We start from the raw sequence: 19,558 nt of genomic DNA on the forward strand, positions 1-19,558 counted from the left end.
GCGGACCGTACCGGCGCGTAGAGGGCGCAGGTCAGGCCCGTATGCAACCCGTACACGGCACGGCACGGCATGACGAAGGGCCCGGGAGGGCGTGCGACGCCTCCCGGGCCCTTCTGCGCGCCCGAACCGCTCAGGCGGCCGTACGCATACGTCTGTCAGCCCCCGACGGGGCGGTGAGGGGCGGCCCCCAGGGGCCGTACGGGCGTGCGGGCCGGATCTCTCAGGCGGCTTGGTGCGCCAGCAGCGCGAGGGCGGTCAGCAGCACCACCATCAGGGCGATCAGCATCGCCGGGCTCATCCCGGCCAGCGGGCCCTGGCCCTGCTCCTCCAGCATCTGCTGCCGTACGGCACGGCAGACACGGCAGCGGCCCTCGCTCACGGGCGCCGCGCAGTTCGCGCACACCAGTCGGTCATAGGTCATGCGCATTCCTCCTCCCGCGCGGCGGAGCCGCTTGCCTGCTTTCTCTCCGCACAACGCTCACGGAAACGCAACCGTTCCCCTCACCACTGTGCCAGCTCGCGGCGATTTCGGCGCGGCCCGCCGGACAAGGTCCGGCACGACCCGTTTCGTTCCGGCGGTCGATCCGTCATAAATCACCCATTGCCGGACGCCGCCTGCACGCGTGAGCCCGGTTCGCGTATGGTCACGCTCACCTACTCCCGGCCGACCGTGGTGCATCCGTGATCCGATTCGACAACGTCTCCAAGACCTACCCGAAGCAGACCCGACCGGCTCTGCGTGATGTCTCGCTGGACATCGAGAAGGGTGAGTTCGTCTTCCTGGTGGGGTCCTCGGGCTCCGGCAAGTCGACCTTCATGCGACTGATCCTGCGCGAGGAGCGCGCCAGCACGGGCATGGTCCATGTGCTCGGCAAGGACCTCGCGCGGCTGTCCAACTGGAAGGTGCCGCAGATGCGCCGCCAGCTGGGGACGGTCTTCCAGGACTTCCGCCTGCTGCCCAACAAGACGGTCGCGGAGAACGTGGCCTTCGCGCAGGAGGTCATCGGCAAGCCCCGCGGCGAGATCCGCAAGGCCGTGCCCCAGGTGCTCGACCTCGTCGGCCTCGGCGGCAAGGAGGAGCGGATGCCCGGTGAGCTCTCCGGTGGTGAGCAGCAGCGTGTGGCCATCGCCCGCGCCTTCGTGAACCGCCCCATGCTGCTGATCGCGGACGAGCCGACCGGCAACCTCGACCCGCAGACCTCGGTCGGCATCATGAAGCTGCTGGACCGGATCAACCGGACCGGCACCACCGTGATCATGGCGACCCACGACCAGAACATCGTCGACCAGATGCGCAAGCGCGTCATCGAGCTCGAGCAGGGCCGTCTCGTACGCGACCAGGCACGCGGCGTCTACGGCTACCAGCACTGACCGAGGGGCTCCGGCCCCTCGTGCATTTCGAGCATCGAGTACTGAAAGGACGCCATGCGCGCCCAGTTCGTCCTGTCGGAGATCGGCGTCGGTCTCCGCCGCAACCTCACGATGACCTTCGCGGTCGTGGTCTCCGTCGCCCTCTCGCTCGCCCTGTTCGGCGGTGCGCTGCTGATGCGCGAGCAGGTCAGCACGATGAAGGACTACTGGTACGACAAGGTCAACGTCTCGATCTTCCTCTGCAACAAGAACGACGCCAAGGACATGCCCAAGTGCGCCAAGGGGGCTGTCACCAAGGAGCAGAAGGCGGAGATCAAGGCCGATCTGGAGAAGATGGACGCCGTCCAGACGGTCCACTTCGAGACGGTCGACGAGGCGTACAAGCACTACCAGGAGCAGTTCGGCGACTCCCCGATGGCGGGCAACATCACGCCCGACCAGATGCAGGAGTCCTTCCGGGTCAAGCTGGACGACCCGCAGAAGTACAAGGTCGTCGCGACGGCCTTCGCCGGACGCGACGGGGTGCAGTCCGTCCAGGACCAACGGTCCATCCTGGACAACCTCTTCGAGCTGATGAACGGCATGAACGTCGTCGCGATCTACGTGATGATCCTCATGCTCGTCATCGCGCTGATCCTGATCGTCAACACCGTGCGCGTCTCCGCGTTCAGCCGGAGACGTGAAACGGGCATCATGCGCCTCGTGGGGGCCTCCGGCTTCTACATCCAGGCCCCCTTCATCATGGAGGCGGCCGTCGCCGGCCTGATCGGCGGCGTGCTGGCCTGCGCGATGCTGCTCGGCGGCCGGTACTTCCTGATCGACGGCGGCCTCGCGCTCCAGGAGAAGCTGAACCTGATCAACTTCATCGGCTGGGACGCGGTCCTCACCAAGCTTCCGCTGGTGCTCGCGATCGGTCTGCTGATGCCCGCCGTCGCCGCTCTCTTCGCGCTGCGCAAGTACCTGAAGGTGTGACATGTGCCCCCTGGGGCGCACGGGCGATCGCCCGTGCGCCCCAGGGGGTTTGTCCTAGACTCGTCGCCATGTCGGGCTCCGCTCAACGCTTCGGGCCCCGCGGTCTTCGCCGCGGGGCGGCCCTGACGTTGGTCTTCGGGTGCGCTCTCGCCACCGCCGCCGCGACCGGTTCGCTGCCGCAGGACCCCGAGCCCGGGGCCGGGCCGCAGACCCGTGCCGTCTCCTCCACCGTCGCCCCGGTCGACCGTGAGGAGATCGAGGACGCCGCCGCCGAGGCCGTGGCCGACGGGAAGTCCGTGAAGGACGCCGCCGAGGAGGTCGTCAGCCGCAGCGGGGACCGCTGGGGCGCGGTCTACGACGAGCGGGAGTACGAGGAGTTCGAGCAGGCGCTGGACGGTACGTACACCGGCGTCGGGCTCTCCGCCCGGCGCACCGCCCACGGCGGCGTCACCGTGTCCCGGGTCCAGCCCGGCGGTCCCGCCGACCGGGCCGGCATCCGTACCGGCGACCTGCTGCGCACCCTGGACGGCCGGGCGGTCGGCAAGCGCCCCGTCGCGGAGATCGTCGCGTTACTGCGCGGAGACGGTACGGGAGCGACCGAGGGCAGCCGGGTGGAGCTCGGTCTGGTCCGGGAGGGCCGGAGCTGGACCGAGACCCTGCGGCGGGCCCGGCTGACGACCGAGCCGGTCACCGTGCGGCGGCTGGGGGCCGAACCCTCGTCGGCGGTCCTGATCAAGGTGGCCGCGTTCACCAAGGGTGCGGGGGCCGGCGTCCGGGACGCCGTGCGGGACGCTCCCGAAGGGGCCGGGATACTGCTCGATCTGCGCGCCAACTCCGGCGGGCTCGTCGCCGAGGCCGTCGTCGCCGCCTCCGCCTTCCTGGACGGCGGGCTGGTCGCCACGTACGACGTGCGCGGCGAGGAACAGGCCCTGTACGCCGATTCGGGCGGTGACACGGAGCGGCCGGTCGTCGTCCTGGTCGACGGCGGCACGATGAGCGCCGCCGAGCTGCTGACCGGCGCGCTCCAGGACCGGGGCCGTGCGGTCACCGTCGGTTCGCCCACCTTCGGCAAGGGCTCCGTGCAGATGCCCAGCGAGCTTCCGGGCGGTTCGGTGGCCGAGCTGACCGTCGGCCACTACCGCACTCCGGGCGGCCGCACGGTCGACGGCCGGGGCATCACCCCCGACCTCGTGGTGGGGGAGCGGGCCCAGCAGCGGGCCGAGACGGTATTGAGTGGCCTCGGGGGTGGGTCGTAGTGCGAAAATGACCGCACTATGGCGAAGGAAAAAGACACCGGGCGCAAGATGATCGCGCAGAACAAGAAGGCGCGGCACGACTACACGATCCTCGACACCTACGAGTGCGGCCTCGTCCTCATGGGCACGGAGGTCAAGTCCCTGCGCATGGGGCGGGCCTCCCTGGTCGACGGCTTCGTGCAGATCGACGACCACGAGGCGTGGCTCCACAACATCCACGTACCCGAGTACGTCCAGGGCACCTGGACCAACCACGCGGCCAAGCGGAAGCGCAAGCTGCTGCTGCACCGGGCCGAGATCGACAAGCTGGAGTCGAAGTCGCAGGAGAGCGGTCACACGATCGTGCCGCTCGCGCTGTACTTCAAGGACGGCCGGGTCAAGGTCGAGATCGCGCTGGCGAAGGGCAAGAAGGAGTACGACAAGCGACAGACGCTCCGCGAGAAGCAGGACACGCGAGAGACGAACCGCGCCATCGCGGCGGCCCGCCGGCGGCAGCGCAGCGCCTGAGGATCGCCCCACGGGGAATACGCTGGCATCGTCCGGCGTTGGTCACGTACGATGGGCCGTGCACCTCAGCGAAGGTGCGCGTTTTGAAAAATCAACATGGGGATGATCGGTTTCGACAGCGGATGTCGAAGCAGGGGAAGCGAGTCGAGGAAGCGGCAATGATCTCGTAAACCATATGTCGCAAACAATAATCGCCAATTCCAAGCGCGATTCCTCCGCCTTCGCCCTCGCTGCCTAATTAGCAGCTAGCGAAGACTCTGCGGAGTGTCAGCCCGGGGGTGATCCCGACCCGGATCCTGGCATCAACTAGGGATCTAAACTTCTCGGCCCGGCCACGGGGCCGAGAAGGAAATCAAACAGTGGCTGGGCCTGTCGGAGGCTTGTTCGCGTGACCTCCGGGGCCGAGAAAAGCGTAGCGAACTGCACTCGGAGAAGCCCTGGTTCCGCACCGTTGGACGCGGGTTCGATTCCCGCCATCTCCACCACCCCATGTAAGCCTCCGCCCCGCGAGTTCACTCGCGGGGCGGAGGCTTTTTCCATGTCAGGGGTACCCGTGGCGGGACCTGTCAGGGTTCCAGTACGGGTTCGGCGAAAGCGGCGATGCCTTTGCAGTCGCCGGACGCGGTGGTGAGGGTGACGCGCAGCCGCAGTACGTCGGCGACCGGTACGTCGAAGGTCCGTTCCTTGCCCAGGGTGAGGGTTCCGGACGCCAGGATCTTTCCATCGCCGAGGAACGTCACCTTGCCCTGCGACTGAGGGGAGTCGTCCGTGATGCCGCCGGTGAGGCGGAGGGAGGTCCAGGCCCGTTCCAGGTTGTACTCGGTGGCACTGGTCTCCCTGAAGCAGGGCAGGCGTTTGGTCAGCGCCGTCTCGAATTCCCGGGTGTTCAGGACGGCAGGTCCGGTGTTCCATGTGGAGCCGTCGACCGGCGTCAGCGCCGTCAGGGACTGAGGCTCCCTCGCGTCGGGCTCCGGCTCCGGCTCCGGCTCCGGCTCCGCAGAGGGTGTCGCGTCCGGGGCGCCGGACGCGTCGTCCGTCGGCGTCTCGGGTGTCTCCGACGAGGTGCCGGGCTCGGCCGTGGGGCTCTCGGTGGCTGTGCGGGACGTCTCCGGGCGCTTGCCGGACGTGGTGTCGCCGTCGTCGCCGCCGGAGGCCAGCCGGGCGCCCAGGAAGCCGCCTGTCACCAGCAGCACCACGGCTGCCGCCGCGCCCAGCGGCAACAGGTACTTCGGGCGGGGCCGCCGCCCCGGGGCCGGCGCCGTCGCGGGCGGCTGGGTCGGTGGTTGTGCCGGCGGTGGCTGCGGCGCGACGTGGTGCGGGCGCGCGGAGGGCGCCGCCCCGGGCGCGACAGCTCCCGGCGGCGGGGTCCTGGGCGAGGGAGGGGCCGTGGCGGTGCGGGCGCGGGACGTCGTCGTGACCACTGCCGGGCGCAGCTGCCGTACCCAGCCGGTCAGCGACTCCGGCCGGCGGGCCGGGTCGGCGTCGTACAGCGCGAGCAGAGCGGTCCGCCGCTCGGGCGGCAGGGCGGCGACCTCCGGCAGCGCGGTGAACCGCTCGCGCAGCTGCTCCGGGGCCGCGGGCGGGGTCTCGCCGCTGAGCAGGAAGTAGGCGATGGCGCCGAACGCGTACCGGTCCGCCGCCGGGGAACGTACGCCCTCGTGCACCTCGGGTGCCGCGAACCCCGGAGTGAACCAGACGTCGGTCGTGCGGTGTTCGGGAGCGAGTTTGCTCAGCCCGAAGTCGACCAGGGTGGCTTGTCCGTCGGCGTCGACCATCACGTTGCCGGGCGAAAGGTCGCCGTGCACCACCACGCGGCCCGACGGGGTGGCGGTGCCCGAGTGGAGCCGGTCCAGAACCTCGGCCAGCTGCTCCAGGCAGCGGACGGCCTCGCGTCGCTCGGCGGGCGTCTCCAGAGTGCGTTCGGCCCGCCAGTCCCGCAGGTCCAGGCCCTCCACATGGTTCATCACCAGGTAGAGGCAGCGGCCGGTGACCTCCTCGGCCCGGCCCTGGGGGTGCGGGGGCGAGCCCTCGAAGTGCTCCCGTACGCCGATCACGCCGACCCGGTGCACGAAGCGGAGCAGTTCCGCCTGCTCGCTCCACGCGGCGCTGATCCGGGCGAAGCCCTCGGCGGTCATGGTGGTCCGGGTGTCCAGGACCTTCACCACGACGGGCTCGGCCTCCCCGGACAGCTCCAGGTCGGCGAGATAGAGGACCGCCTCGCCGCCGCGTCCGATGGACCGCCGCAGCCGGTATCGGTCGGGGGCCGGATCCGGTCCGACGCGCAGACCTCCGGTCGTGGTCGCCATGCGAGAAGTCCCCCCGGTACGCGTGAACAGCGGCCTGATCAGCCTCTCCCAGCCATCCGTCCAGGTCAACTCCCCTTCGGCATGGCTGCTTTCATCCGCCGCACGGGGCCGGGCGAAGCCGTTGTGGCCGTTCCCGTGCCCGCGATGACCAGCGCGAGGGCCGCCGCGGACATCGGGGCCGCATAGCCGGGGACCGTCCCCGCGTGCTCGACCAGCCACCCGCCGGCCGCCGCGCCGGCCGCGACCCCGCCCAGCAGCGCGGTCACCGAGAGCGTCATGCCCTCGTTCAGCTGCTCCGGACGGGTGGCCCGCTGGACCAGCGTCATGCCCGTGACCATGGTCGGCGCGGTCGCCGCCCCCGCCAGCAGCAGACAGAGCGCCAGGACCGGCAGCGAGGCCGACCCGGCGGCGGCCAGCAGCGGCAGGGACATCAGCGCCGTCATTCCGGCCAGGCACAGCAAGAGCCTGAGGCGGACGTCCCGGGCGGGCCGCAGCGAACCGTAGACCAGGCCCGCCGCGCACGATCCCGCCGCCTGGAGCGCCAGGATCGCGCCCCCGGCATGTGCGATGGAGACCACCTCCAGGGCTCCGAACACCGCCCCCGTGGCGAGGAAGACCGCCAGCAGCGCGGGCATTCCCGGCGTGCGGAGCGGCGAGGCCACGGTCTTCGTGCGGGGGGTGACGGGCGGCTCCGTGGCGCGCTGGGCGGCGAAGACCAGGACGCCGGTCATCAGGAGCGCCGCCCCCACCAGGGTGCCCGCCTCCGGGAACAGCGCCCCGCAGAGCGTCGCGGCCAGCACCGGGCCCAGCATGAAGCACAGCTCGTCGGCGGCCTGCTCGAAGGAGTTCGCGGTGTGCAGGGCCGCCGGATCGCCCCGGTGCAGATGCGCCCAGCGGGCCCGCGACATCCCGCCGGTGTTGGGGGTGGTCGCGGTGGCGGCGTACGAGGCGAAGAGCGTCCAGGCCGGGGCCTCGTGGCGGACGCAGAGCACCAGGGCCAGCGACCCGAGGACGGCGAGCGCGGTGGCGGGCACCGCGACGCGAGCCTGCCCGAAGCGGTCCACGAGCCGTGCGGTGAAGGGCGCGACGACCGCGGTCGCGGCCAGGCCGGTCGCGGTGACGGCCCCGGCCAGGGCGTACGAATCCCGGGACCCGGCGATCATGATGATCGCGCTGACACCGAGCATCCCCATCGGCAGCCGGGCGATCAGATTCCCCGCCGTGAAGGCGCGGGCCCCGGGCGTCGCCAGCAGCCGGAGGTACGGGTTCGACGACGGCCGCGCCCGCCGGTGCGCGGCGATCGCCGGCGCGGAGCGCGGGGCCGCGACCAACTGGCCGCCGGAGACGGTGAGGAGGGGAGCGGAGACCCGGTCGGGCCGGGACGCGGACTCCGGGCGGGCGGCAGGGGATATCGGCATACGGACCAGGCTCGCCGCGCCCCGCCGCCCGGGTCCAACACCTTCTGCGGAGCGATTCACGCGCACGTGTTGTGAATGCGCCCCGCGCGGTAGATTCGCCGCGTGCCTCCCGCCGACACCGCCCCCCGACTCCTGCGCGCCTTTCTCGCCGTCGCCGACGAGCTGCACTTCACCCGGGCCGCCGCCCGGCTCTTCGTCGCGCAGCAGGCGCTGAGCCGGGACATCCGGCGGCTGGAGCGCGAACTGGGCGCCGAACTGTTCGTCCGGACCACCCGGCAGGTCGCTCTCACCCCGGACGGCGAACGCCTGCTGCCGTACGCCCGCCGGGTGCTCGACGCGCACGCCGAGCTCGCCGGGGCCTTCAGCGGCGCGCCCGCCCGGCCGCTGCTCGTCGACCTGAACAGCGACGGGGCGACCGCCGCCCGGGTGCTCGCGCGGGCCCGCGAGCTGCTGCCGGAGTGCGAGCTGATGGCCCGCTTCGAGTCCGGGCTCACCTGGGCCGCCGCCGAGATCCTGGCCGGCCGGCTCGACGCCTCCTTCGGCCGGGCCGCCGGACTGGCCCCCGCGCTGCGCGCGGGTCTGTCCGTGCATCCCGTGCGGTACGAGCCGATGGCCCTGATGCTGCCCGTCTCTCATCCTCTCGCCGCGCAGGAGGTCGTCGCCCTGGCCGAGCTGTCCGGAGAGACCGTCTACGCGGGGGCCGGCAATGAGCGGACACGGGAGTGGACCGACCTCGCCGCGTTGCTGTTCGCCGAGTGGGGCATCTCCATGGCCCCACCCGTCCCCCTCGCCGTGGGTGTGGCTGAATTTCAGCGGGTCATGTCGAAGGGAGGCCACCCCGTGCTCGCCGTCGTCGACTTCCCGCCGCTGCCGGGAACGGTGCTGCGTCCGCTCGTCGATCCCATTCCGCTTTCGCCGCTCGCGCTGGTCTGGCGCAGAGGCCTGAACCATCCGGGCGTAGACGCGCTGCGCAACGCTACTGACCAGTTGGCCCTTGCCGAGGGGTGGCTGGTCCGGCCGTCCGGCTCCTGGCTGCCCGCGTCCGATCTATCACTGATGCGCAACCGTTCCTGATCAACTCCGTTCAGGGGCACTTGGGCGTCAATGTCGTGCGCTACATTCATCGTCCGGGTGCATGTACGCCAGGTTCTCGGACGGGTGGGGACCCAGTCCGGCAGTAAAGAACCAGTCAAATTCGGTGTGCCCGATTCTTTGAGTGGGGGATGGGCCGCACCTGTGGACAATTGGCGCGAAGGCAAGAGAACCGGGCATACGCATGAGCCCAACGACGCGACGATCCAGCTCGACGGACTGGGCCGTCAGCTCGCCGAACTGCCCGGCGAGCCCGCCCCGCCGGACGGCTCCGACGGCCCCGTCTTCGTCGACGAGAGCGGCCGCCGCAGCAAGACCTTCCGACGCCTCGGCTGGGTGCTGGCCTCCGTCTGCGCCGCCTACGCCGTGACGCTGGTCTTCGCCGTCCTCGGCGGAAACTCCAGCGCCCCCTGGCTGCCCCTGTCCGGACCCGAGGAGAAGGCGAAGGCGGAGCAGGTCGAGGAGCTCCCCGAGCCCAGCGCCGACACCGTGGACGACGGCCTCGCCGACGACGCCCCGGAGCCCGGGCCCAGCGCCTCCGGCGCCCCGGCGGCCGGCGCGTCCGGCGCCCCCGCGGGCGCCACCCCGTCGGCCACCTCCGTGGTCGTGCCCGCCGGTTCGGCGGACCGCCCCTCCGCGTCCGCCTCCGCGGACCCGTCCCGGCCCGCCACGGGCGGTGGCGGCGCCACGAAACCGGCCCCCACGACCTCGACCGCCAAGCCGCCGGTCGACCCCACGCCGCCGACCACAGAGCCGGAGCCGAGCGAACCGACGGCCCCGCCCGTCGATGACCCCGAACAGCCGGTGCAAGAAGAGAGCGCCCCGTAAATGAACTCCCCCGCCACGCGGGGCAGGAACGGCAAGGACGGCAGGAGGAGAAAGGCGTCACGTGGCCGGAGCCGACTCCGGCTCCCCATGCGCTACCTCCTGCCGACGACCCTTCTCGTCGCCCTGCTCGCGATGCTGATGCTGCGCGGATACGTGCACAGCGAGATCCTCGCCGACCACCGGGTCCGCGACGCCGCCCCCACCCACCAGGTGCCGAAGGACGTCCTCTCCGGCGGCCCCGTCATCGACGCCCGCTCCGGTGCCGCCCAGACCCTGCGCATACCCGACCGCCGGATCGTCCTGACCTTCGACGACGGGCCCGACCCGGTGTGGACGCCGAGGGTGCTCGACAAGCTGAAGGAGTACGACGCCCATGGCGTGTTCTTCGTCACCGGCAACATGGCCGCCCGCCACCCGGACCTGGTCCGGCGGATGGTGGAGGAGGGCCATGAGCTCGGGCTGCACACCTTCAACCACCCCGACCTCTCCTACCAGTCCTCCGCGCGCATCGACTGGGAGCTGTCGCAGAACCAGCTGGCGCTGGCGGGCGCGGCCGGCATCCGTACCTCGATCTTCCGGCCGCCGTACTCCTCCTTCTCGGACGCCATGGACAACAAGTCCTGGCCGGTCACGGAGTACATCGGCAGCCGCGGCTACCTCACCGTCGTCAACGACACCGACAGCGAGGACTGGAAGCGCCCCGGCGTCCGCGCCATCGTCGAACGGGCCACGCCGAAGAACGGCAAGGGCGCGATCATCCTGATGCACGACTCCGGCGGCGACCGCTCGCAGACCGTGGCCGCGCTGGACACCCTGCTGCCCGACCTCAAGGAGAAGGGCTACACCTTCACCCGGCTCACCACCGCCCTGGACGCCCCCAGCGCCCACACCCCGGTCACCGGGTTCGCGCTGTGGAAGGGCAAGGCGTTCGTCTCCGCCGTCGCCGTGTCCGAGCGGATCACCGGCATCCTGGTCGTCGGGCTCGCCGTGATCGGCGTCCTGGTGCTGGCCCGCTTCGGGCTGATGCTGCTGCTCTCCTTCCTGCACGCCCGCAAGGTCCGCCGCCGGAACTTCAGCTGGGGCGCGCCCGTCACCCGCCCGGTCTCCGTCCTCGTCCCCGCGTACAACGAACGGGAGTGCATCGAGGCCACCGTGCGCTCCCTCGTCGCGAGCGAGCACCGGATCGAGATCATCGTCATCGACGACGGCTCCACCGACGGCACCGCCGACCTCGTCGAGGCCATGCGGCTGCCCCGCGTACGGGTCGTGCGCCAGCAGAACGCGGGCAAACCCGCCGCCCTCAACAACGGCATCCGGCACGCCCGTTACGACATCGTCGTGATGATGGACGGCGACACCGTCTTCGAACCGGCCACCGTCCGCGAGCTGGTCCAGCCCTTCGGCGACCCCCGGGTCGGGGCCGTCGCGGGCAACGCCAAGGTCGGCAACCGCGACTCCCTCATCGGCGCCTGGCAGCACATCGAGTACGTGATGGGCTTCAACCTGGACCGCCGGATGTACGACGTGCTCGGCTGCATGCCCACCATCCCCGGCGCCGTCGGGGCGTTCCGCCGCGAGGCCCTGGAACGGGTCGGCGGCATGAGCGAGGACACCCTCGCCGAGGACACCGACGTCACCATGGCCCTGCACCGGGACGGCTGGCGTGTGGTCTACGCGGAGAACGCCCGCGCCTGGACCGAGGCGCCGGAGTCCGTGCAGCAGCTCTGGTCGCAGCGCTACCGGTGGAGCTACGGCACCATGCAGGCGATCTGGAAGCACCGCCGCGCGGTGATCGAACGCGGCCCCTCGGGCCGCTTCGGACGGGTCGGGCTGCCGTTCGTCTCCCTCTTCATGGTCGTCGCCCCGCTGCTCGCCCCGCTGATCGACGTGTTCCTGCTGTACGGGCTGGTCTTCGGCCCGACCGGCAAGACCGTCGCCGCCTGGTTCGGCGTCCTGGTGGTCCAGGCGGTCTGCGCCGCGTACGCGTTCCGGCTGGACAGGGAACGCATGACGCACCTGGTCTCGCTGCCGCTCCAGCAGATCCTCTACCGCCAGCTCATGTACGTCGTGCTGCTCCAGTCCTGGATCACCGCGCTCACCGGCGGCCGGCTGCGCTGGCAGAAGCTCCGCCGCACCGGCGCGGTGGAGGCGCCCGGCGGCGTCTCCGCCCAGCGGCGCGGCACCGGGTCCGTCCCCGAGAGGAGGCCCGTCGGATGAGCGCCGCCACCGTGCCTGCCGGGACCTCCGCGGCGCCCCCCGCCGCGACGGGGAAGCCCGGCCGGGACCGCTATCTCGACCTGCTCCGCACGATCGCCCTGGTCCGCGTGGTGATCTACCACATCTTCGGCTGGGCCTGGCTGACCATCCTGTTCCCCTCCATGGGCGTGATGTTCGCCCTGGCCGGTTCGCTGATGGCCCGTTCGCTGAGCCGCCCGGCCCTGGGGGTCATCCGGGGCCGTGTCCGCCGCCTGCTGCCGCCCATGTGGGTGTTCGCGCTCGTCGTCGTACCGATGATGTTCGCGCTGAGCTGGCAGCCGGTGAAGGAGGACGGCCTGTGGTGGTTCGTCAAGCTGGCCTGGTACGTCTTCCCGGTCGGCGCACCCCCCTTCCCCTGGTCCAGCGGTGACCAGGCCGGACTGCTGGAGGACACCTGGGCGGTCCAGGCGGCGGGGCCGCTCTGGTACATCCGCGCCTACCTCTGGTTCGTCCTCGCCTCGCCCCTGCTGCTCCGGGCGTTCCGGAAGCTGCCCTGGGCGACGCTGCTCGCCCCGCTCGGCCTGACCGCCGTGATCGGCACCGGCCTGGTGACGATCCCGGGCGAGACCGGCAACGCGCTGAGCGACTTCGCGGTGTTCGGCTCCTGCTGGGTCCTGGGCTTCGCCCACCACGACGGCCTGTTCAAGGACGTGCCGCGCTACCTCACGATCTCGCTGGCGTCGATCGGCATGGGCTTCGCGCTGTGGTGGGCCTCCGGGCACCTCACCGCGGACGGCTGGGACCTCAACGACATCCCGCTGGCCCAGGCGTTCTGGTCGCTCGGATTCTGCGTGATCCTGCTCCAGTACGCCCCGTCCTGGCAGGAGCTGCCCGGCCGGCTGGCCCGCTTCGACCGTCTGGTCACGCTCGCCAACAACCGGGCCGTGACGATCTACCTCTGGCACAACCTGCTGATCCTGGCGACGATCCCGCTGATCGACCTCCTCTGGAAGATCCCGTACGTGGACGCGCACCTGGGATCGACGGTCGAGGCCGGGTACACGCTGCTGATGACCCTGCTGATCTGGCCGCTGCTCGCGCTCGTGATCGTCGCCGTGGGCTGGGTGGAGGACGTCGCCGCCGAACGCCGGCCCCGGCTCTGGCCGGACGGCAGACGGTAGAGCTCCATCTCACCGGGCCGGGAACGGCCCGGTGAGAGCAAGGTTGCGCACCGGTCACCTCGCGGCACCACGCCGAAACGCGGGCTCCCTAGCGTCGGGAACAACACCCCGACCCCTTGTGGAGGCGCGTGATGGCAGGCCGTTGGATCGAGACCTGGGAGCCGGAGGACGAGACGTTCTGGCGCGAGAAGGGCGAACGCGTCGCCCGCCGCAACCTCTGGTTCTCCGTGCTCTCCGAACACATCGGATTCTCCATCTGGACCCTGTGGTCGGTGATGGTCCTGTTCATGGGACCGGAGTACGGCATCGACCCGGCCGGAAAGTTCTTCCTCATCTCGACCGCCACCCTCGTCGGTGCGCTGGTGCGGGTGCCGTACACCTTCGCCGTCGCCCGCTTCGGCGGCCGCAACTGGACGGTCTTCAGCGCGGTGAGCCTGCTCGTCCCGACGCTGGCCGCGTTCTGGGTGATGGAACCGGGCACCTCGTACGCCACCTTCGTCGCGGTCGCGGCGCTCACCGGGATCGGCGGCGGGAACTTCGCCTCCTCGATGACCAACATCAACGCCTTCTTCCCGCTGCGCAAGAAGGGCTGGGCGCTCGGCCTCAACGCAGGCGGCGGCAACGTCGGCGTCCCCGTCGTCCAGCTCATCGGCCTGCTCGTCATCGGCACCCTGGGCGCCTCGCACCCCCGGACCGTCCTCGGCGTGTACATCCCGCTGATCGTGCTGTCCACCGTCTGCGCCGCCCTGTACATGGACAACCTGCGGCCCGTGAAGAACGACACCGGGGCCGCGCTGGAGGCCGTCCGCGACCCGCACACCTGGATCATGTCGGTCCTCTACATCGGCACCTTCGGCTCGTTCATCGGCTACAGCTTCGCCTTCGGCCTGGTGCTCCAGACCCAGTTCGGCCGCACCCCGCTCCAGGCCGCCTCGCTCACCTTCATCGGCCCGCTGCTGGGCTCGCTGATCCGGCCCGTCGGGGGCCGGCTCGCCGACCGGTACGGCGGCGCGCGCATCACCCTGGCCACCTTCGCCGCGATGGCCGCCGCCACCGGTGTCGTCATCCAGGCCTCGCGAACCGCCTCGCTGCCGGTCTTCCTCACCGGCTTCACCGCCCTGTTCGTCCTGACGGGCCTCGGCAACGGATCGACGTACAAGATGATCCCCGGCATCTTCCACGCCAAGGCGCTGGGCCGGGGGCTCGACGGCGAGGCGGCCGCCGCCCACGGACGGCGGCTCTCCGGCGCGGCCATGGGCCTCATCGGGGCCGTCGGCGCGCTCGGCGGGCTGGCCATCAACCTCGCCTTCCGCCAGTCCTTCCAGACCTCCGGCACCGGAACCGCGGCCTTCTGGTCCTTCCTCGCCTTCTACGGCGTGTGTTTCACCCTCACCTGGGCGGTATACCTTCGCCGCCCCGCACCCGTGACCGCACGGGCCCAGCTCGGTTACGCGGAGGTGTGAGGGAGCCCGTAGGACGACATCCCGGAGTCGTACGACGTAACGGCCGGGAAATACGGAGGAACCGAGCCTGTCACGCACCGTTGGCAGTCTCGGGCCTCCGCACATCGCGTACCAGCGGGAACCATCGCGTACCAGCGGGACACAGGAGCCGGGAACACGCCATGCAGGACGACGACACAGCGCACGGCCCCCTCGCGGGCTTCACCGTCGGAGTGACCGCCGCCCGCCGGGCCGAGGAGCTGGGCACGCTCCTCAAACGCCGCGGGGCCGCCGTCCTGCACGCCCCCGCCCTGCGGATCGTGCAGCTCGCCGACGACAGCGAACTCCTCGCCGCCACCAAGGAACTCATCGGCCACGCGCCCGACATCGCGGTCGCCACCACCGCGATCGGCTTCCGCGGCTGGATCGAGGCGGCCGACGGCTGGGGCATCGGCGACGCACTGCTGAAGACGCTGGGCCGGGTCGAACTCCTCGCCCGCGGCCCCAAGGTCAAGGGCGCCATCCGGGCCGCCGGGCTGACCGAGACCTGGTCGCCCGGGTCCGAATCGATGGCCGAGGTCCTCGACCGGCTCCTGGCCGAAGGCGTCGCGGGACGCCGGGTCGCGCTCCAGCTGCACGGCGAACCGCTGCCCGGCTTCGTCGAGTCGCTGACGGCCGCGGGCGCCGATGTCGTCGTCGTGCCCGTCTACCGCTGGATGCCGCCGCAGGACCTCGCCCCGCTCGACCGGATGCTCGACGTCACGGCCGCCCGGGGCCTGGACGCGATCACCTTCACCAGCGCCCCCGCCGCCGCCTCCTTCCTCGGCCGCGCCGAGACCCGCGGACTGTTTCCCGAGGTCCTCGGCGCGCTGCGCGACGACGTGCTGGTCGCCTGCGTCGGACCGGTCACCGCCCTGCCGCTCCAGGCCCGGGGCATCGACACCCTCCAGCCGGAACGCTTCCGGCTCGGCCCCCTCGTCCAGCTGATGTGCGCCCACCTCCCGGCGGCCGCCCGCATCCTGCCCGTCGCCGGGCACCGCGTCGAGATCCGGGGCCACGCCGTCCTCGTCGACGACGAGCTGCGCGCGGTGCCGCCCGCGGGCATGGCCCTCCTGCGCGCGCTGGCCCGTCGCCCCGGCTGGGTGGTGGCCCGCGCCGACCTGCTGCGGGCGCTGCCCGGCAGCGGCACCGACGAGCACGCGGTGGAGACCGCGATGGCCCGGCTGCGCACGGCGCTGGGCGTGCCCCGGCTGATCCAGACGGTCGTCAAACGCGGCTACCGGCTGGCGCTGGACCCGTCGGCGGACACGAAGTACGGGCGCTGAGGGCCCGGGGGTGTACGGAACGTCCGGCCGTCCCGGCTAGCGTGACCGGATGACCGACCGCACCCACCTCCTCGCCCCGGACGTGGCCTTCCGGCCCGCCGACCTCACCGACGCGCCCTCCTTCGCCACCGCCCTCACCCGCAACCGCGCGTACATGCGCCGCTGGGAACCCGTACGCCCCGAGGCCTTCTACACCGTCGAGGGCCAGACCGCCCGGCTCAACGCGCTGCTGGCCGACCGGGACGCCGGGCGCTCCATGCCCTGGGTGCTCGCGGACGCCGACGACCAGGTGGTGGGCGCCTTCACGCTCTCCGGCATCGAGCGGGGCCCCTTCCGCAACGGCCGCCTCGGCTACTGGGTCGACGAGGGCCACACCGGACGCGGCCTTGCCACCGCCGCCGTCCGCGCGGTCTGCGAGGCGGCCCGCGACCGGCTGGGCCTGCACCGCGTCGAGGCGGCCACCGTCACCGACAACGCCCCGTCCCAACAGGTGCTCGCCAAGGCCGGGTTCGAGCGGATCGGCACCGCACCCGGCTATCTGCACATCAACGCCCGCTGGCGCGACCACCACCTGTTCCAGCGGCTTCTCCACGACGATCCGCCGGCCGGCTGACCGCCACCCCCGGAGCCTCCCGCGCATGCACATGGCCGTCCAGCGGATAGTCGGGCGGCAGCGCCGGGATCACGCGCGCCAACGGGTATCCGCACTTCTCCGCCACCCGGCACGAGGCCACGTTGTCCACCTGGTGCAGCAACTCCAGCCGGGTCAGGCCCTGTTCGGCGAAGGTCGGGAACGCCCAGCCGGTGAGCGCCGCCAGCGCCCGCGGGGCCACGCCCCGGCCGCGCGCGGAGGCCGTCGTCCAATAGCCCACCTCCGCCCGGTCGCTCACCGGATCCGGCCGCTTCAGCACGACGTTGCCGAGCGGTTCGTCCTCCTGCCCGCCCTCCGTCACGGCGAAGGCGAAGCGGGTGCCCGACGCCCACCCCGTACGCTGCGCCTCCAGCCAGTCGGCCGCCCCGTCCGGCCCGGTGACCTGGGTGGCCAGCCAGCGGCGCATCGCCGGATCCTCGTACGCCCGCAGCAGCGCGGGCAGATCCTCCTCGCGCCACCGGCGCAGCCGCAGCCCCCCGGAGCCGATCACGGGGCTCCCGTCGTACAGGCCCGTGCGGTCCATGCGTATCTCCCCCTCGTACTCCATGACCGTCACGGTACGGGGCGGCGGCGGGGGTTCCGGCCGGGCCCCGACAGGAGCACTCTGGGGAGGGTCGTTCCACCGGGTGATCCAGGGCGGTGAGCGTGAGCAAGGCAGCGGGCAGGAGTGCGCGGACGTGGCGGTTCGACGCGGGCCGGATCTGCCTCGATCTGGTGGCCACGGAACGCTCGGGCGGCGTGCCCGGCACCTGTGAACAGCTCGACGGGCCCGGCCACCTGGCCCAGTGGCTGACCGCTGCCGGGCTCGTGCCGCCGGGCACCGCGCTGACGGGGCTGGACGACACCTGGGTGGTGCGCTTCCACGAACTGCGTTCTGCCATAAGCCGTCTGATGGCGGCTAGGCTCGGCGGGCCCGAGGCCGACGGCGCCCTGGAGCGGCTCAACTCCCTGGCGTCCGGCGCACCTCCGGGGCCGCGCGCGGTGCGCGGCGCGGACGGCGACCTGGTGCGGGCTCTGAGCGCCGTGCCCGACTGCGCGGGGCTCCTCGCCGTCGTGGCCCGGGACGCGGTCGACCTGCTCACCGACCCGGTCGCGCGGGCGGCCCTGCGCCGCTGCCAGGGCGAGGCCTGCCACCGGCTCTACCTGGACACCTCGCGCGGCGGGCGGCGGCGCTGGTGCTCCGGCGAGGTCTGCGGCAACCGCGAACGGGTCGCCCGGCACCGGCGCAGGACTTCGCGGACGACCGACGCGTACGGCCGGGAGACACCGGGCGCGTACGGCCCGGAAAAAGAAATTCCGCCCGGCGTTGAATGAACCGGCCCCCGCCCCCGTATCGATGGTCCAAGAGCTCGTTTCAGAGGTCTCGACCGGGAGGTTCGGGTGCGCAAGGATGCGGCCGTGGCCGATGACCGTCCGCACAGGGCTCGACATCGCAGTGAGCCGCCCCCTTCCTCCTCCGGGATACCCGACGAGGAGCTGATGCGGGCGCTCTACCGCGAACATGCCGGGCCGCTGCTCGCGTACGTGCTCCGGCTCGTGGCGGGCGACCGCCAGCGGGCCGAGGACGTGGTGCAGGAGACGCTCATCCGTGCCTGGAAGAACGCCGGCCGGCTCAACCGGGCCACCGGCTCCGTCCGACCCTGGCTGGTGACGGTCGCCCGGCGCATCGTCATCGACAACCACCGCAGCCGGCAGGCCCGGCCGCGCGAGGTCGATCCGTCGCCGCTGGAGGTCATTCCCGCGGAGGACGAGATCGACAAGGCGCTGTGGCTGATGACGCTCTCCGACGCGCTCGAAGATTTGACACCCGCGCACCGGGAAGCATTGGTCGAGACCTACTTCAAGGGACGTACGGTCAACGAGGCCGCCGAAGTGCTCGGCGTTCCCAGCGGGACCGTGCGGTCCCGGGTGTTCTACGCACTGCGTTCGATGAAGCTCGCACTCGAAGAGAGGGGGATCACGGCATGAGCGACCAGCAGTGGCAGCCGTTCGGGCCCCGGCCTCCCGGCCCCCGCACGCCGTCCGGTCCCTCACGTCCCCCGTATACCGCGGGTCCTGCACACCCCTCAGGGCCCGCGCACCTCTCCGGCCCCGGTGGCCCCACCGGCCCCGGCGGCCCGTTCGGCGTGGAGCCCGAAGGGACCGAGCACGACGCGGCCGCCGCGTACGTCCTCGGCATCCTCGACGACCCGCAGGCGAGCGCCTTCGAGGCACACCTCGCGGGCTGCGCCCGGTGCGCGGCGCATCTCGACGAGTTCGCCTCGATGGAGCCCATGCTCGCGATGCTCTCCGAAGCGCCCTCCGCCGTGCCCGGCGCCCGCCCCGTACCGCACGTACCCGAGAAGCCCGCGCCCCGGGTGCTCGGCGGGCTGATGGACGAGGTCGCGCGCAAGCGGCACCGCCGTACCCGGCGCAGCCGCTATCTGGTCGCCGCGGCCGCCGCCCTGATCATCGGCGGCCCCGTCGCCGCGTTCGCGGTCACGGCGGGCGACGACCGCGGCGGCGGTCCGGTGGCCGCGGGCGATCCGCATCCCACCAGCCCGGCCGAGGACGCCTTCTTCCAGCACATGACGGAGAAGGTCTCCGCGACCGACCCCACCACACAGGTCGGCGCGACCGTCGGCATGGAGGAGAAGGCCTGGGGCACCCACACGGTCCTGGAGCTGAAGAACGTCAAGGGGCCGCAGAAGTGCAATCTGATCGCCGTCTCCAAGACCGGTGAGGAGGAGGTCGTCACCTCCTGGTCCGTCCCGCAGTGGGGGTACGGCATCGAGGGCGCCACGAATCCGACGGCGAAGGCCCCGCTGTATGTGCACGGCGGAGCGGCGATGGACCGGAAGGACATCGACCGCTTCGAGGTCCGGACCTTCGACGGGGAGCGGCTGGTGGAGATCGGGGCCTGAACCGCGCCCGCCGCGCTTCCCTGCGCCCCCACCCGGTGCGACGCGCGATCGGGATGCGGTCGGCAGGTGCGCTCGGGCCCCCCTTCGCATAGGGTTGACGGCTGCCCAG

18 protein-coding genes and 1 other RNA gene are annotated in these 19,558 nt (G+C 71.8%); 15 read left to right on the forward strand and 4 right to left on the reverse strand.

Translation table 11 applies throughout. The features are described 5' to 3' along the window. Nucleotides 1-220 precede the first annotated feature (220 nt). Nucleotides 221-421, reverse strand: coding sequence for a hypothetical protein (locus tag AC0VY3_RS05190; protein ID WP_030087514.1), 201 nt, complete (start codon nucleotides 419-421; stop codon nucleotides 221-223). 260 nt (nucleotides 422-681) lie between these two features. Between AC0VY3_RS05190 and ftsE the strand changes: the two genes are divergently transcribed. From ftsE to ssrA, 5 genes are all read left to right on the forward strand, one after another. Continuing rightward, nucleotides 682-1,371 (forward strand): cell division ATP-binding protein FtsE, encoded by a 690-nt coding sequence (ftsE, locus tag AC0VY3_RS05195; protein WP_003968787.1) that lies wholly within the window; start codon nucleotides 682-684, stop codon nucleotides 1,369-1,371. 54 nt (nucleotides 1,372-1,425) lie between these two features. Then, the gene (gene ftsX, locus AC0VY3_RS05200) at nucleotides 1,426-2,343 is read left to right on the forward strand and encodes a permease-like cell division protein FtsX (RefSeq protein ID WP_006124948.1); all 918 of its coding nucleotides are present in this window, start codon (nucleotides 1,426-1,428) and stop codon (nucleotides 2,341-2,343) included. Between the two features lie 68 nt (nucleotides 2,344-2,411). Further along, complete coding sequence (locus AC0VY3_RS05205) at nucleotides 2,412-3,599, forward strand: S41 family peptidase (protein WP_475549058.1); 1,188 nt, start codon at nucleotides 2,412-2,414, stop codon at nucleotides 3,597-3,599. An 18-nt stretch (nucleotides 3,600-3,617) separates the two neighbouring features. Next, nucleotides 3,618-4,106 (forward strand): SsrA-binding protein SmpB, encoded by a 489-nt coding sequence (gene smpB / locus AC0VY3_RS05210; protein WP_026241535.1) that lies wholly within the window; start codon nucleotides 3,618-3,620, stop codon nucleotides 4,104-4,106. Between the two features lie 98 nt (nucleotides 4,107-4,204). Further along, nucleotides 4,205-4,591: a transfer-messenger RNA gene (gene ssrA, locus AC0VY3_RS05215) on the forward strand. A gap of 81 nt (nucleotides 4,592-4,672) precedes the next feature. Here the strand turns inward: ssrA and AC0VY3_RS05220 are convergent. Then, nucleotides 4,673-6,412 (reverse strand): protein kinase domain-containing protein, encoded by a 1,740-nt coding sequence (locus AC0VY3_RS05220; protein ID WP_475549059.1) that lies wholly within the window; start codon nucleotides 6,410-6,412, stop codon nucleotides 4,673-4,675. 65 nt (nucleotides 6,413-6,477) lie between these two features. Next, nucleotides 6,478-7,830 carry an MFS transporter gene (locus AC0VY3_RS05225; protein WP_475549060.1) on the reverse strand — a complete coding sequence of 451 codons (1,353 nt, stop codon included), beginning with the start codon at nucleotides 7,828-7,830 and terminating at the stop codon, nucleotides 6,478-6,480. Between the two features lie 102 nt (nucleotides 7,831-7,932). On the opposite strand from AC0VY3_RS05225, the gene AC0VY3_RS05230 reads away from it, so the two are divergent. The 7 genes from AC0VY3_RS05230 to AC0VY3_RS05260 all read left to right on the forward strand — a co-directional run bounded on the left by AC0VY3_RS05230 (nucleotide 7,933) and on the right by AC0VY3_RS05260 (nucleotide 16,507). After that, nucleotides 7,933-8,904, forward strand: a complete 972-nt coding sequence (locus tag AC0VY3_RS05230; protein WP_103507731.1) for a LysR family transcriptional regulator — start codon at nucleotides 7,933-7,935, stop codon at nucleotides 8,902-8,904. Between the two features lie 162 nt (nucleotides 8,905-9,066). Further along, nucleotides 9,067-9,750, forward strand: coding sequence for a hypothetical protein (locus tag AC0VY3_RS05235; RefSeq protein WP_242742070.1), 684 nt, complete (start codon nucleotides 9,067-9,069; stop codon nucleotides 9,748-9,750). Nucleotides 9,751-9,837: 87 nt separating this feature from the next. Beyond that, nucleotides 9,838-11,967, forward strand: a complete 2,130-nt coding sequence (locus tag AC0VY3_RS05240; protein WP_475549061.1) for a bifunctional polysaccharide deacetylase/glycosyltransferase family 2 protein — start codon at nucleotides 9,838-9,840, stop codon at nucleotides 11,965-11,967. Then, nucleotides 11,964-13,127: an acyltransferase family protein gene (locus tag AC0VY3_RS05245; protein ID WP_103506931.1), complete on the forward strand. Its 1,164-nt coding sequence runs from the start codon at nucleotides 11,964-11,966 to the stop codon at nucleotides 13,125-13,127. Before AC0VY3_RS05240 ends, AC0VY3_RS05245 begins: the two co-directional genes overlap by 4 nt. A 131-nt stretch (nucleotides 13,128-13,258) precedes the next feature. Beyond that, on the forward strand, nucleotides 13,259-14,590 hold the full coding sequence (locus AC0VY3_RS05250; protein WP_475549062.1) for a nitrate/nitrite transporter: 1,332 nt from the start codon (nucleotides 13,259-13,261) through the stop codon (nucleotides 14,588-14,590). 161 nt (nucleotides 14,591-14,751) lie between these two features. Further along, nucleotides 14,752-15,894: a uroporphyrinogen-III synthase gene (locus tag AC0VY3_RS05255; protein WP_103506929.1), complete on the forward strand. Its 1,143-nt coding sequence runs from the start codon at nucleotides 14,752-14,754 to the stop codon at nucleotides 15,892-15,894. Between the two features lie 49 nt (nucleotides 15,895-15,943). Then, on the forward strand, nucleotides 15,944-16,507 hold the full coding sequence (locus AC0VY3_RS05260) for a GNAT family N-acetyltransferase (protein WP_103506928.1): 564 nt from the start codon (nucleotides 15,944-15,946) through the stop codon (nucleotides 16,505-16,507). Here the strand turns inward: AC0VY3_RS05260 and AC0VY3_RS05265 are convergent. After that, nucleotides 16,440-17,093 carry a GNAT family N-acetyltransferase gene (locus tag AC0VY3_RS05265; RefSeq protein ID WP_475549063.1) on the reverse strand — a complete coding sequence of 218 codons (654 nt, stop codon included), beginning with the start codon at nucleotides 17,091-17,093 and terminating at the stop codon, nucleotides 16,440-16,442. The two genes, AC0VY3_RS05260 and AC0VY3_RS05265, sit on opposite strands and share 68 nt — an antisense overlap. Nucleotides 17,094-17,191: 98 nt before the next feature. Here AC0VY3_RS05265 and AC0VY3_RS05270 point away from each other — a divergent pair, with 98 nt between their 5' ends. From AC0VY3_RS05270 to AC0VY3_RS05280, 3 genes are all read left to right on the forward strand, one after another. Next, nucleotides 17,192-17,860 carry a CGNR zinc finger domain-containing protein gene (locus AC0VY3_RS05270; RefSeq protein WP_103506927.1) on the forward strand — a complete coding sequence of 223 codons (669 nt, stop codon included), beginning with the start codon at nucleotides 17,192-17,194 and terminating at the stop codon, nucleotides 17,858-17,860. A gap of 66 nt (nucleotides 17,861-17,926) precedes the next feature. Beyond that, nucleotides 17,927-18,514, forward strand: a complete 588-nt coding sequence (locus tag AC0VY3_RS05275) for a sigma-70 family RNA polymerase sigma factor (RefSeq protein WP_063751866.1) — start codon at nucleotides 17,927-17,929, stop codon at nucleotides 18,512-18,514. Further along, the gene (locus tag AC0VY3_RS05280; protein WP_103506926.1) at nucleotides 18,511-19,449 is read left to right on the forward strand and encodes an anti-sigma factor family protein; all 939 of its coding nucleotides are present in this window, start codon (nucleotides 18,511-18,513) and stop codon (nucleotides 19,447-19,449) included. The genes AC0VY3_RS05275 and AC0VY3_RS05280 overlap by 4 nt, the downstream gene beginning before the upstream one ends. Nucleotides 19,450-19,558 lie beyond the last annotated feature (109 nt).

It is taken from the genome of Streptomyces sp. iso_384 (genome assembly GCF_056172905.1).

Coding starts and splice junctions, on each gene's coding strand:
- AC0VY3_RS05280 (WP_103506926.1), top strand. CDS start 18,511: ATGAGCGACCAGCAGTGGCAGCCGTTCGGGCCCCGGCCTCCCGGCCCC.
- AC0VY3_RS05240 (WP_475549061.1), top strand. CDS start 9,838: ATGCGCTACCTCCTGCCGACGACCCTTCTCGTCGCCCTGCTCGCGATG.
- ftsX (WP_006124948.1), top strand. CDS start 1,426: ATGCGCGCCCAGTTCGTCCTGTCGGAGATCGGCGTCGGTCTCCGCCGC.
- AC0VY3_RS05260 (WP_103506928.1), top strand. CDS start 15,944: ATGACCGACCGCACCCACCTCCTCGCCCCGGACGTGGCCTTCCGGCCC.
- AC0VY3_RS05220 (WP_475549059.1), bottom strand. CDS start 6,412: ATGGCGACCACGACCGGAGGTCTGCGCGTCGGACCGGATCCGGCCCCC.
- AC0VY3_RS05205 (WP_475549058.1), top strand. CDS start 2,412: ATGTCGGGCTCCGCTCAACGCTTCGGGCCCCGCGGTCTTCGCCGCGGG.
- smpB (WP_026241535.1), top strand. CDS start 3,618: ATGGCGAAGGAAAAAGACACCGGGCGCAAGATGATCGCGCAGAACAAG.
- AC0VY3_RS05190 (WP_030087514.1), bottom strand. CDS start 421: ATGACCTATGACCGACTGGTGTGCGCGAACTGCGCGGCGCCCGTGAGC.
- AC0VY3_RS05225 (WP_475549060.1), bottom strand. CDS start 7,830: ATGCCGATATCCCCTGCCGCCCGCCCGGAGTCCGCGTCCCGGCCCGAC.
- AC0VY3_RS05250 (WP_475549062.1), top strand. CDS start 13,259: ATGGCAGGCCGTTGGATCGAGACCTGGGAGCCGGAGGACGAGACGTTC.
- AC0VY3_RS05245 (WP_103506931.1), top strand. CDS start 11,964: ATGAGCGCCGCCACCGTGCCTGCCGGGACCTCCGCGGCGCCCCCCGCC.
- AC0VY3_RS05255 (WP_103506929.1), top strand. CDS start 14,752: ATGCAGGACGACGACACAGCGCACGGCCCCCTCGCGGGCTTCACCGTC.
- AC0VY3_RS05265 (WP_475549063.1), bottom strand. CDS start 17,093: ATGGAGTACGAGGGGGAGATACGCATGGACCGCACGGGCCTGTACGAC.